This window comes from Natranaerofaba carboxydovora (genome assembly GCF_022539405.1).
GTDB classification, from domain to species: Bacteria; Bacillota; Natranaerobiia; order Natranaerobiales; family Natranaerofabaceae; genus Natranaerofaba; species Natranaerofaba carboxydovora.
In genome coordinates, this window is sequence record NZ_CP054394.1 from 2,837,523 (window position 1) to 2,850,388 (window position 12,866).

At 34.4% G+C, this 12,866-nt stretch carries 13 protein-coding genes and 1 pseudogene; 7 read left to right on the forward strand and 7 right to left on the reverse strand.

The genetic code is table 11. The annotated features are described in order from the left end of the window. Nucleotides 1-45: 45 nt before the first annotated feature. Entirely contained in the window at nt 46-1,113 is a 1,068-nt protein-coding gene (locus ACONDI_RS13415; protein WP_241079054.1) for a DUF3048 domain-containing protein, read from the reverse strand. Between the two features lie 169 nt (nt 1,114-1,282). On the opposite strand from ACONDI_RS13415, the gene ACONDI_RS13420 reads away from it, so the two are divergent. Next, complete coding sequence (locus tag ACONDI_RS13420) at nt 1,283-1,507, forward strand: sulfurtransferase TusA family protein (protein WP_241079055.1); 225 nt, start codon at nt 1,283-1,285, stop codon at nt 1,505-1,507. Between the two features lie 44 nt (nt 1,508-1,551). Here the strand turns inward: ACONDI_RS13420 and ACONDI_RS13425 are convergent, their stop codons facing one another. Continuing rightward, nucleotides 1,552-2,478 (reverse strand): LysR family transcriptional regulator, encoded by a 927-nt coding sequence (locus ACONDI_RS13425; RefSeq protein WP_241079056.1) that lies wholly within the window; start codon nt 2,476-2,478, stop codon nt 1,552-1,554. A 46-nt stretch (nt 2,479-2,524) separates the two neighbouring features. Here ACONDI_RS13425 and ACONDI_RS13430 point away from each other — a divergent pair, with 46 nt between their 5' ends. The 3 genes and pseudogenes from ACONDI_RS13430 to ACONDI_RS13440 form a co-directional block, all read left to right on the forward strand. Beyond that, nucleotides 2,525-3,652 carry a YeeE/YedE family protein gene (locus ACONDI_RS13430; protein ID WP_241079057.1) on the forward strand — a complete coding sequence of 376 codons (1,128 nt, stop codon included), beginning with the start codon at nt 2,525-2,527 and terminating at the stop codon, nt 3,650-3,652. A gap of 456 nt (nt 3,653-4,108) precedes the next feature. Beyond that, a complete protein-coding gene (locus tag ACONDI_RS13435; protein ID WP_241079058.1) occupies nt 4,109-4,336 on the forward strand; it encodes a hypothetical protein in 228 nt (75 codons plus the stop codon). Nucleotides 4,337-4,360: 24 nt separating this feature from the next. Then, nucleotides 4,361-4,945: pseudogene (locus ACONDI_RS13440) on the forward strand (C-GCAxxG-C-C family (seleno)protein); the annotation flags it as partial. A 193-nt stretch (nt 4,946-5,138) separates the two neighbouring features. Here the strand turns inward: ACONDI_RS13440 and thiI are convergent. The 5 genes from thiI to ACONDI_RS15720 are packed head-to-tail and all read right to left on the reverse strand — an operon-like array spanning nt 5,139 to nt 10,508. Continuing rightward, nucleotides 5,139-6,344, reverse strand: coding sequence for a tRNA uracil 4-sulfurtransferase ThiI (gene thiI, locus ACONDI_RS13445; RefSeq protein ID WP_241079059.1), 1,206 nt, complete (start codon nt 6,342-6,344; stop codon nt 5,139-5,141). A gap of 5 nt (nt 6,345-6,349) precedes the next feature. Next, nucleotides 6,350-7,504: a cysteine desulfurase family protein gene (locus ACONDI_RS13450; RefSeq protein ID WP_241079060.1), complete on the reverse strand. Its 1,155-nt coding sequence runs from the start codon at nt 7,502-7,504 to the stop codon at nt 6,350-6,352. A gap of 43 nt (nt 7,505-7,547) precedes the next feature. Beyond that, nucleotides 7,548-9,098: a murein biosynthesis integral membrane protein MurJ gene (gene murJ / locus ACONDI_RS13455; RefSeq protein ID WP_241079061.1), complete on the reverse strand. Its 1,551-nt coding sequence runs from the start codon at nt 9,096-9,098 to the stop codon at nt 7,548-7,550. Beyond that, nucleotides 9,085-10,413: a hypothetical protein gene (locus ACONDI_RS13460; protein WP_338086504.1), complete on the reverse strand. Its 1,329-nt coding sequence runs from the start codon at nt 10,411-10,413 to the stop codon at nt 9,085-9,087. The genes murJ and ACONDI_RS13460 overlap by 14 nt, the downstream gene beginning before the upstream one ends. Further along, nucleotides 10,380-10,508: a hypothetical protein gene (locus ACONDI_RS15720; RefSeq protein WP_277397780.1), complete on the reverse strand. Its 129-nt coding sequence runs from the start codon at nt 10,506-10,508 to the stop codon at nt 10,380-10,382. Before ACONDI_RS15720 ends, ACONDI_RS13460 begins: the two co-directional genes overlap by 34 nt. Nucleotides 10,509-10,634: 126 nt before the next feature. Here ACONDI_RS15720 and ACONDI_RS13465 point away from each other — a divergent pair, with 126 nt between their 5' ends. The 3 genes from ACONDI_RS13465 (at nt 10,635) to ACONDI_RS13475 (ending at nt 12,836) form a co-directional block, all read left to right on the forward strand. Next, nucleotides 10,635-11,843: a hypothetical protein gene (locus tag ACONDI_RS13465; protein WP_241079062.1), complete on the forward strand. Its 1,209-nt coding sequence runs from the start codon at nt 10,635-10,637 to the stop codon at nt 11,841-11,843. Between the two features lie 12 nt (nt 11,844-11,855). Then, nucleotides 11,856-12,167 carry an EscU/YscU/HrcU family type III secretion system export apparatus switch protein gene (locus ACONDI_RS13470; RefSeq protein WP_241079063.1) on the forward strand — a complete coding sequence of 104 codons (312 nt, stop codon included), beginning with the start codon at nt 11,856-11,858 and terminating at the stop codon, nt 12,165-12,167. A gap of 66 nt (nt 12,168-12,233) precedes the next feature. Next, nucleotides 12,234-12,836: a stage II sporulation protein M gene (locus tag ACONDI_RS13475; protein ID WP_241079064.1), complete on the forward strand. Its 603-nt coding sequence runs from the start codon at nt 12,234-12,236 to the stop codon at nt 12,834-12,836. Nucleotides 12,837-12,866 lie beyond the last annotated feature (30 nt).

A 12,866-nucleotide genomic window follows, 5' to 3' on the forward strand; every position in this document is an offset into this window, starting at 1 on the left:
GTTTTGGACCTTTCCTCTGCTGTATACAAAACATAACTTGTTAGGCTACTCCACTGTAACTTTGTCTTCTTCTACAACATTTATCCATGTCTGCCCCGGGTAGAGATTTATTTCATCACCATTTTCGTCGTAAAACTTGGTTTTGGCCTCTTCGCATTCTTTTTCCCAGGTTATTGGAATCATCTCACCTTTTGATATATACATGCCTTCGCCGTTTCCTACAAGATCTATGTCACGGCGTCCCTCATCATCTATTGTGCGAGAGTTAGCGTACTGGATAATTATATTAGACGCTTTTACTTCTTGATCATGTTCTCTGTCTAAGTGAGGTTCATTATCGACTTTTCTAAGATAAACCCCCTCATCCTCCTGATATTCATAATTAATAACATTAAAATTAGACCCATAATTTATTTGTACTTCACTAACTTCTTCACTGGAATTTGACATGCTTTCTTCATCTCTGAAGTCTAGTAACCCTTCTCTCTCTCCATCTTCACTATACCCCCTAGAATCTGCAGAATCAACTAACTGGGATATTTCTGTATAAACATTATATGGAGCGCCTCTATCATCACTTCTCCAAAAACCTGCATGACGAAACTCATTTAGGCTAGAAAGTCCAATTCTGTTTATTTCATTTAATGCAGCCTGATGACCGCCTACATGTACATAGTAAGAATCATTCTCTAAAGCTAATGTTATAAAATCCAATCTTGCAGAACGGACATTCCCTATATCCCCCGGAACATCTTTGTTAAATAAGGCAAGAAGCCTTGTATGAGAACCTTCTACTCTGAGCTCGTAAACAACACATGCTTCTGATATGCCTGAATGAGGTCTTTCATCTGACGAGTTTCCGTATGTAACAAGTATAGGTCGTGAAAGGACATCATATTCGTGGTCTTCTTCTGCTCCACAAAAGTGACATTCTATAGCATCTAAATTAACATCTTTATCCTCTTTTGGTTCTTCTTTTTCTACCTCTTTATCAGGCTCTTTTTCTTTATCTGTTTCTTCTTCACCCCCGCAGCCTGCTATAGACCATGTAAAAATTAATGCAAAAACAAACAAAGTAAATATTAAGTAAAGCCTATTTGAATATTTTGCCAATATTTAACACCTCCACAATTTAACCTACCTCTATTCTTATTCAACTTATTTTGTTAAAATCCTATTTAGAAAAAGATTTTTCTTTAGATTATTTTGCTAAAGGTTTTGGACCTTCTAATGAAGAATATATTAACTAATAATGGGGCAGGAGGGAGGGAGAGAGATCATCATGGATAAGTTTGTTGATGCCTTAGGTGAGATGTGCCCTATACCCATCATCAAAGCTGAAAAAGCATTAAGAAAGCTTGGGCCAAAAGACACAGTCGTATTAGAAACAGACCATAGCTGCTCAATTCAAAGTGTCACCAAGCATTTCGAAGAAAAATATAATTATTCCTGCAGTATAGAGGAAATAGATGTTGGTATATGGCACATCAAAATAACCAAAGCTTAAAAGCTATGGTTATTAAAAACTATAACATAATATAACTTAAAATGTTAACAAAAGCCTCTTTCATCTGAAATTAATAAATCAAAAAATTGTTTAGTAATTCCTTCTGATATGTCCTTAGGCTTATAAACCATTGTAAATGTATGCGGGAAATTAACATCTTGTAATTTTATAATTTTTAGGGTTTTGTGTCGAATCTCTTTCTTGATTGCCATCCTTGGCAAAAATGAAAGGCCCTTATCTGCAGATACAGCAGAAATAATAGATGAGATATTATTAATTTCAAGAACTACGTTCAAGTCTTTTAATGAAATATTTTGATCAGCTAAGTTTTTTTCTATGGTAGCCCTTATACCTGAACCCTTTTCTTTCAATATCAAGTTATATTTAGCCAGTTCTGAGACGGTGATGTGGTCCCTATCTATCCATGGTTCTTTATATGGAGCTACAAGTTCAATATAGTCATTTCCAAGGCGTTTTAAGGCCAAGCCTTCGTTCGTCAGTTTTTTTCTTAACTCGGAGCTAATTGGACCTTCTATAAGGCCCATTTGAACATTGCCATCTAGTACCTGGTTGATAACCTCAGGTGAGTTATAAACATCTAGATCAATTTCATTTTTGGGGTATTTTTCCTTAAAAATATAAATACTGCACGGCACAGCATAACCACCAATAGTATTTGATGCTGCTACTTTTAACGTCTCTTGGTTAGAGCTAGCTAGATCATTTATTTTTGATTCTATATTAGAAAGTATATTTAGAAGTCTTCCTCCTTCTAGGTATAATATTTCGCCGGCAGGAGTTAAGCTAACACCTTTTGTAGTTCGATTTAGAAGAGGAGTCTTAAAGTACTTCTCTAAATAATTAATCTGTGAACTAAGAGCAGGTTGACTGAGATGAAGCTCCCTAGAAGCTTTTGTAATGCTTCCTTCTTCAACAACGACCATAAAAGCTCTTATAGTTTCTAGGTTCATGGATGTTACCTCCTTAATAATAAAAAGTACAAAGGAGAGTTGTTTTTTGAAAACACTCAAGGAAAACAAAGCCACAAATTCTAAAAAAGCTCTAATTTATATTATAACAGCTATAATCTTTTATTTCATAGCAAAATATAATTATATTATATTTTTTGGCATTTTGCTTGGTTATACCATGCAAAAATCAAGGTTTTGTTTTACTGCTGCTTTTCGTGATTTATTTCTCATAGGAAACACCAGCTTGTTTCGTGGACTAATAATAATTCTATTCTTAAAAACTCCTCTCTTCGCATTAATATATCAATATTCTAGCAGCAGCTTCAACCTATCACCTGTTGGGCTATGGACTATAATTGGAGCAGTTTTGTTTAGCATGGGAATGGTTATTGCAGGCGCTTGTGTAACTGGTAGCATGGTTAGATTAGGAGAAGGCTACATTATGCAGCAATTTTCTTTACTTGGTATACTTCTTGGCTCGGTCTTTGGAGCATTTCATGTTTCTTTCTTTGAAAGAAAGTTTATGTTTGGTCCAGTTTTTATCCCAGAATACCTAAATTTAACTTTTGTTGTATTAATCCAACTTTTTATTTTGGCAGGGTTGTTTATAATCTCTCTTTGGCTAGAAAGAGGCAAAGAAGCTTTAAGTATTAGTGCTATCAAAAATTCACTAATATTTTCATTCCCAAAAGATCCATGTAAAAAATTCTGGCCTTATAATATGGGTGCGATATTTATTGTAGTTATCATGTCTATAATGTTCTTATTATACGGCACCCCCTGGGGCATTACTACCTCTTTAACCCATCTTGCCGGCGGTATAGCAGGACTTTTTGGAATTGACATCTCTAATTGGAGTTTTTTTGGTTATGAAAGTTTATTTGCCCATCCATTGATTCTTGTTAATTTAGGGATTATCCTAGGTTCATTTTTGAGTTCCTTTTCTTCATCTGAATTTAGAATTAGAAAGCCAAGATCGTATAAATTCATTATTTCAGGGTTAATGGGCGGAATATTAATGGGTTATGGTGCCAGGCTTGCTGAGGGCTGCAATATTGGTGCTCTAATAAGTGCTATACCTTCTTTTTCCCTTCATGGCTGGGTATTTATGTTTTCTTCATTTATTGGAGCTTATATAGGAAGTAAAATTTTACTATCCTATTTAATTGAATAATATTTACCAACACCATTTTACCAAACTTTCACACAATAATTCAAAAAAAAATGTTACAGAATTATTACAGACAATTCAATAGTGAAAACAATAACATTTTGTTATAACTCTTTCTTATTGTTATATAAGTTCTTTATTGAAGCATTTTTTTAACTGTGCTCCAGAACGCCTATACCACAGGGGTTTTGGAGCTTTTTGCATTAATTTAACCCTTTCAATACCTTCCGCGCTTGTTCTTGATACCCCTTTCACAACAATCATTTAGCGGTTATAATATAGATAAATGTTATAAAAGTTCAATTTTCTATCGAAAAATACTTTTGTTTGTAACATTTAGAAATTGGACTCCAATAAAAAGTTAGAACCAGTTAAGTTAATTGTTAATCAATAACCTTGCAGTAACCTTGTTAGAATTTTTTTTAAATACAAAAAATTAAGTTATGGGGGTGGATAGAGTTGAGTAAACTCAACAGAAAGAAGTTTCTTAAAACTGGCGGACTTTCGCTAGCAGCACTTGCTTTTGCACCAACAATTGGAGGTTGTGGTAAAGATACCCCAGCAGCTGATCCTGCTGACGAGAAGGAAATTGATGTTCCTGAGTATCCTTTTGAAGGTCTAGTTAAGATTGATGACCTTGACTATGTTAAGCAGCGTGCATGGGATGGATACAAAGAAGGTGGATGAGGCTACGGTGCTGCCGAAGGGACCTTCGGCATACTAGCAGAAGAAGTAGGATATCCGTTTGACCAGATTGCAACAAAAATGTTCTGGCCTTTTAGAGGAGGACTTAGCGGTTGGGGATCGATCTGTGGTGCAATACCACCAGCAGCAGCTTTCTTAGCAGCTATTGCTGAACCAGATGATCACATGGATCTAACCCAGGAGTTAATGGCATGGTATCAGCAGTTCCCATTCCCTGAGACTCAGCTTGGCGACACAGGGGAGCTACCACAGACACCTGTTAATTCTAGTCTATGTCACGTATCCATCACAAAGTGGATGGTTTATGCCAACAAAGAACATGGCATGGATATTGAAAGTAGAGGAGATGATAGAAGAGGAGATAGATGTGCTGGACTAACTGCTGACGTTGCTGCTTATACTATCGAAATGATGAATAAGTTTATCGATGGTGAGTTTGAAGTAGTACACACTCCTGCTGAAGTAAGAGATGACTGCATGGCTTGTCATGATGATACCGGTGGTAATCACGACTATGCTGCACATGGGCAAGAAGACTGCACTGAGTGTCACACTGATAAGTGGGAAGACTACACAGAAGATCATCCATAAAAAAAGTGCCACGAAAAAACTAAATATCGTGACACAAAACAAATAAACAAATATATAACATCTTACCCCATAACCGGAAGGTCCCCACACCTTCCGGTTATTATTTTGCCTATTCACATTATATTATAAAATAGCTTTAAGTAAAAGTGTATTAGGGAATCCCCTGTTTTTATGTCAGAAAAACCTGCCAAAATTATAACTTGAATTCAAGCTCTTCTTTTTCTTCGTAAGGCAAAAATATTTCCACATCCATCTCTTTTATAGATTCATTAATAAGCTCTTCTATGTTTAATCTTTCTTCTTCTTTTTGTAAAGCATTGATTTTGGGTCTTGTTTCTGGTTTTTTGGGTAAGAATAGAGTACAGCAGTCTTCATAAGGTCTTGTCGAAATAGAGAAAGTATCAATTTTTTTAGAAAGGTCTGTTATCTCCTGTTTGTCTAAGCAGGCAACGGGTCTAATCACAGGGATATCTACAACGTTACTTATTGCGTTGATACTTTCTAGGGTTTGGCTTGCCACCTGACCAACATTTTCTCCAGTTATTATTGCCTGGGCTTTTTCTTTTTTGGCTACTTCTTGTGCAATTCTATACATGTAACGACGCATAATCGTTACCCTCATCCTAGCATTTACTTTTTCTTGAATAGCTTTTTGGATTTGGGTGAAATAGTTTGTGTATAATTTGAATCTACCTCCATGTTTACAAATTTCCTTTGCTATATCTTTTACTTTTTCTACAGAACGTTCACTGGTAAAAGGTGGGCTTGTAAAATGAAGGCCAATAACCTCAATTCCCCTCTTCATTGCAAGATATCCTGCAACAGGGCTATCTATCCCTCCAGAAAGAAGAAGTATGCCTTTGTTTGTCACCCCTACAGGTAACCCTTTTGGGCCATCGATCGCCCTTGAATAAATAAATGCACCATTTTCCCTAATTTCCACATTTATTGTCACATCAGGATTTTTTACATCAACTTCTAAGTTATCCACATTGGTTAGAATATGTGTACCCAAAATCTGATTCATCTCCATAGAGTCTTTATGAAACTTTTTGTGGGATCTTTTACAATCAATTTTAAAGCTCATTCCTGGCTTGTAAGAATCTTTTAATACCTGCAAGGATATGTCTTTTATTTTTTCTACGTCTAGCGGTGCCAAGACCGCAGGACTTACTGACACAATCCCAAAAACCTTGCTAAGTCTATCTGACACTTCATCTGCATCTTCTTTGGTTCCTTTAAGTTCGACATATATTCGACCGTACGTTTTATTTATTTTTCTTTTATCCAACCCTTTTAAAGAGTTATTTATATTAGTGACTAACCTATCTTCGAATTCCGATCTGTTTTTTCCTTTTAGGCTAATTTCACCATATCTAACTAACATATAATCAAACATTTTATTCACTCCTTAGTAAACTTTTCAAGCTCCATGGCCACCTCAACAACTTTTTTTGAGGCCTGCTCTATCTCATCTAGACTATTAAAGTAGCTTAAACTAAATCTTATTACCCCCTCCTGGTAATCATCAGATAACCCTATTGATTCTAGTACAGGGCTTTTATCTTTTTTCCTAGAAGCACAGGCAGAACCTGTGGAAACATATACTCCTTTTTCTTCTAAGGCACGCAGCAAAACTTCCCCTTCAAAGTTTCTAAACCCAAGGCTAAGGATGTGGGAAGAACCTTCTCTAAGGCCTGGACCTATAAGTTTTGCTTCGTTATAATTCTCTAAGATGTTATTGCAAAGCTTTTCTTTTTTTTCGTACAAAGCATCTTCCTTTGATTTATAGTATTTATAGTTTAACTCCAGGGCTTTACCCAGCCCTAATATTCCAGGTACATTTTCGGTTCCACTTCTTAAGTTAAACTCCTGCCCACCACCAAACATAAGAGGTGTAAGGAAGGTACCTTTTCTTATATAAAGCCCACCAATCCCTTTTGGGGCATGAAACTTGTGCCCACTAAAGGAAAGAAGGTGTACCCCTAAGTCTTCTGGTATAACAGGTAGTTTCAGTAGACCTTGAACTGCATCTGTGTGAAAAAAAGCATGATGACCTTCCTGCTGTAATATCTCACCGATCTCTTTTAGGGGCTGTATGGTCCCTATTTCATTATTCACATACTGTATAGTTATCAGTATAGTATCATCACGAAGAGATTTTTTTAGTTCTTCTAAATTTACCCTTCCTGTTTCATCAACAGGGAGGTAAGTAATATCAAATCCTTCTTTTTCAAGCTGTCTAGCCGCATTTAATACAGATGGGTGTTCTACTTGTGAGGTTATTATATGCGTTCCCTCTTTTTGGTACCTTCTTGCCACACCAAAAATCGCTAAATTATTTGATTCTGTTCCCCCTGAGGTAAATATAATCTCACCGTCTTTAACTCCCATTAATTTTTTTAATAGGTCTCTTACTTCATCTATCTTTTTTTCTGCTCTGATACCGTAGCCATGAAGTGAACTTGGGTTGCCAAATTCTTCAGTTAAAGCTTTATAGACCACCTTGCCAATCTGTTCTTTTACAGGTGTAGTAGCACTATTGTCTAAATATATCATTATGTATCAAACTCCTTCATGCATTAGAATCCTTCATTAAGAGTTACTGTCTTTTCAGGTATCTAAAAATTAATCCTTGTAAATAGTTTAGCTCACTAGATCCTAGAAGTTTTGCCACGATACCATAGATCAAAAACCCGATTAAAGACATAAATCCAACTTTCCCTGTTATCCCAAAAAAAGTTTCAGGAAAAGCACCCTCTATTAAAAAAAGCCCAAAATATAGCCATGTCCCCATAAAGATTGCTGATGTAAGAATTTTTGAAAGGCTAATTATATACTCATAAAAACCAAAAGGACCAATGTTTCTTCTAAGTCCCCATAATAAGACAAGAGTACCTGAGAATACGGCAATACTTGTGGCAAGAGCAAGCCCTCCGTGACCTAAAGGCCCAATAAAAGTTAGATTTAGTATTATGTTGACAGCCACAGTAAATACAGTTACCAAAATAGGTGTTCTAGTATCCTGTTTTGAGTAAAAAGTTCTCTTTAATATTTCATTTAGAGAAATAGCTAGCATCCCAAAAGAATAAAAAAACAGTGCTATGGCCGTTCGATTTGTCGCATGTTCATCAAACTGACCCCGTTCAAATAAAAGAAAAATTACTTCTTCTCTAAAAAAAATTGTCAAAATCATTATAGGTAATATTATAAAAGTAATGGCCGACAGGCTTTGGCGTAGTAACCTTTTTAGATCATTATAATTATGTTGATTAGCAAATTTGCTCATGGATGGATACACCGCAGTTACTATTGCTAGTACAAAAATTCCGTGAGGAAGAATAAAAACTTTACTTGCAAAGTTTAGTGCCGAAACACTACCTTCCGCTAAGTTTGAAGCTAGCATCCTATCTATCATTTCATTAATCTGAATCACTGCATTTCCAAGCAGAATTGGAAGTACAAGGTAGAGGCTTTTTTTGATCTTTGGATGACTTATATCCATTCCTTTAAGTACAGGAACCCTTAGCTTATACAGCTTTGGTAGTAGCACCCAAAAGTTCATTGAAAATCCTATAAGCGTTCCCACTGTAACACCAACTATCCCAAAAGATGATCCTAGTGCAACAATAGAAAAGATTATAATTATATTTTGAAAGATTCCAACTGATGCAGGGGTATGAAAATCATTATTATAGTTAAGTATCCCTTTAGTAACGCCACCAGCACCTAAGAAAACTATCACAGGCATCATGATTCTAGTTAAAAGGATCGTAAGTTCTCTTATTTCACCAGTAAACCCAGGGGCCATTACACTAACAATAGCCGGTGCAAACATAACACCAATCAACGCTAAAAAAATAGAAATAAATAAAATTATCTTAAAAAATGTAGCTACAAAAGTGTCTCTTTCCCTATAATCATTATTCTCATCTAATTCTGAATACAAGGGTATAAATGTAGTAACTATAGCCGCTCCAACAGAGGCAAATAAAAGGTTTGGGATTAAAGTAGCAATAAGATAAGCATCTGTTTCAAAGCTTGCTCCAAAAACCCCGGCTAAAGCAACGTCCCTAAACAATCCAAAAACTTTACTAAATACCGAAAGTACTACTATTATAAATGCAGCTTTGAATGTATTACTCCCCTCCAATTCCTTCACACTCCTTAAGTTTACTTATGGCTTTTTGGCCGAGTTTTTTTATATCTTTTTCGCTTTTATCATTTTTGTCAGGAGGGGCTTTTGTCAGTTTAATCAAAAGATCTAAGTGTACTTCTTTTATAAACTCTTTTAACCACGGCCCCGGCTTTTTGTCTAAATATGATAGAATAAATTTACCATCTATCTCTTTTCTGATTAACTTAAGTTTTTCATTTAGATTTTCGCACATTTTCTTTCTTCTATAAAAATCTTCAGAATTAAAATATTGTTTACCTTTATAAGAGAGTTTGTCAAAAGAGAGTTTACCAAAAATTTGCCCAACAATAAAGAAAATCTCTTCTTCTTTTGTTTCTGGTGTTTTTTCTAGGTAAGATTTTGCCGTTTGATATAATAGGTCCTTATCAGATGAACCTCTTAAATAAAACTCTGTATATTTTTTATGTTTTTTTAATACCGGAAAATAACTGTTATAATCGTTTATAAACCTGCTAAATTCAGTCTTTTCTTTGTCTATATAAAGAGCATTCCACCAGATGAGCCATTTTAAAAAGGTTATATCTTCTTCTTTAATTAACTCATTTTTTAAAACATCTATCAACCCTGAAAGCTGGTTTTCAACTTTTAATAAATAATCTTCACTTATCCTTTGACCTTGATCTGATAGATTAAGATTATTAAAAGGGAAAATGATTGACCATATACCAAGCTTTGTCATTTTATTTAAAATAAGAAATTTATAAATATCTCCACTATTAGTTTCACTTTTAGCTTCATTATCTGCTATGCCATTTTCTAATATCACAAAAAGCTCTTGATAAATTCTTTCTGGCGAAACATTTTTTAGTTTATCTTTATGTTTTTCCATCAACCCATACAAACTATCAACAGGAGAAAACCCTCTGCTGATAAACCTAAAACCCCTTATTATCCTGACGGGATCATCCTCAAAGATTGATTTGTTACAAACAGGTCTTAATATTCTATCTTTAATATCACTTATTCCTTTATAGGGATCAATAAAATCTTCGTCTTTAACTTTATTTTTTAAAAAAAATTTTGTAGGCAAAGCCACAGCATTTATAGTAAAATCTCTATTAGATAGATCATTAATTAAACTATTACTTTCTATTTTGGACAAATCAAACTGAAATTTATTACTTTTGTCTAAAAAGTATATCCCCCGATAATAATCTCTTTCTTTATCAAGGCAAATAATTGTAGCTCCTTTTCTTTTGAAGCTACTTAATACCTCAAAAAAATCATCGGGGTGGATTAAAAAATCGTAATCTTTAACTTTTTTTTTAATATAATATCTCTATTAGCTCCACCGACAATATAACTTTTTTCGATAATAGGTATATCCTTAATCAATTCAGTTACTTTTTGATCTATCTTATACACCAACCTCACCCCATAAGTTAACAATATAAGAGTTCCTAAACTAAGAATTCCTTATAATATTTAACTATTTAATGTCTTTTAAGTCAACAGCTATTAAAAGAAAGCTATTAAAAGAGAGGTGTAAAAATGGAGATTAATCCAAATACCAACACCATACAGTTAAAAAACACCTCGTCTCTGATAAAAAACCTGTTTAGGCCAGGAAGTACTGTTAAAGCTTTTGTCAAAAAAACTTCTGGTGAAAATGTGATTATTAGTGTATCAAATAATACTTTTAGAGTAAAATCGATGGTTAATCTTGATGAAGGATCCTGGATTAAAGGAAAAGTTTTTTTGGATAAGAATGGTACTGTAAACCTTAAGCTTCTCGAAACATTAAGTCCTGAAGACCAGGTAAGATTACAGGCTGAAGATTTTGTAGCAAGAAACTCTCTAAATCAACTTCCTGGAGCAAAGAAGTTGGTAGAAGCTTTTTTGGGGCAAAATTTGAACCCAAGTGCGGATATGATAAAAAACCTTGCACCTCTAACAAAAAATCTATCAGAAAATCAGATAAAAGCTATCCTTTGGCTTTTGTCCAATAACTTGACCGCTAACGGACAAAATTTGGATGGCGCCCTCAATTATCTACAACTACAAGAAAATTTTGCTGGAAACTTGCAGGGCACACAGGGAACATGGTTGCAATATGACAGCGAACTTGCTAATATGTTGACTTTAAACCTTTTTGGCAGCGGCAGTGAAAAGAATTCCTTAAATTTTAATCAAATTAAAGATATCTTTAATATATTTGTTAGTGGAGATGGTGCCAATAAATTTCTTGAGGAGTATATTTCACTTTTAAGTAAAGGAAAGAGCAGCGAATTAGAACTACTTAGCCTAACCACTTTATTGCAAAAACTAAATATAAAAAGTTCCCATGAAAATTTACCATTCTTTTGGGGTGTTTTTTTCTTAAATTTCGCCGGAGGACAAAGGCCTGTAGAATTTTTGTTGTCTAGAAGATTTATTAAACACGATAAAAAATCTAAAGGAAAAGAATACAGTTCAGCATATAACCTGGGGCTATATCTACACCCTCCAAACCTTGGACAGATGGTTATCAGGTTCTTTTATACCCCGCCAGTTCTATCTCTAAAATTTAATTTAGATAATACTGATACATTAAATTTTTTAAAAAGTAATATAAACTTCCTAAAGAAAAGTGAAGGCTTTAAAAAAATTCAGTTAGCTAAAATAGAATTTGAAGAAACTGATATAGACACCGTGAAAAAGGCAAGAAAAATTTTAAACACTGCATATAACCCTTTTGGCGTTTTGGATATTAAAGCATAGGCAGGTGATATAATGACAGATAATAATAAACATAAAGATAATCATTCTAAAATAGAATACAATGGCCTTAAAAAAGCTATCGCCCTTGGTTATCATGATGAAGATGCTGCTCCAAAAGTACTCGCCTCAGGTAAAGGAAAGACTGCCGAAAAAATTTTAGAAATAGCAAAAGAAGAAGGAATTCATATTTATAAAGATGAGGACTTAGCAGAAAGCTTAAAGGACCTTGATATAGGTGAAAATATACCATTTGAGCTTTATCAGGCTGTAGCAGAAGTGCTTGCTTTTGTCTATAGGATGGATGAAGATAAATCTTATCCATAAGTTATCCCCAGGTTATCCCCTGGGGTATGTGGATAATCTTTGAAAAACTAACCGGGAGGGAAAGTATTGAAATATTTCTCACTAATCTTAGAAAATAAAAACTGGTTAATATTAGCTACAGTTGTTTTTTTTGGAGCTCTAATATTAGCTTCCATAGGTGCAGTAATATTACCTGATTTTACTTTAAATTTATTTTCACAGTTTTTCAGTGATATACAGGATATTGGGGATAAAATCTTTGATGCAAATCCTATATGGGGCACATGGCAGCTTTTCATAAATAACTTAAGAGCATCACTAGTATTTATTGTTGGCGGCTTTATCCTTGCAATACCAACATTTATTGGCCTAGCGCTAAATGGTGGGGCAATTGGCGCCCTTGGGGTGATATCCACATTAGATGGAATTAATCCACTTCTTTTTCTTTTGGCAATAATACCCCACGGCATTATCGAAATACCGGCAATATTAATTAGTGGTGGGCTGGGCTTGAGGTTAGGAAGTGAAATTATAAATCCCCGAGAAAATATGTCAAGGCTATATAATCTTAAGATTAATTTGCTGTTAGTTATTAAAACTCTTCCTATAATAGTTGTTTTACTTTTTATAGCAGCAATTATCGAAATCTTTATTACGCCAAATTTGTTAAATTTATTTGTTGATTTTTAAAATTGTTCTGGTGCAAAAAGTCTATTCACA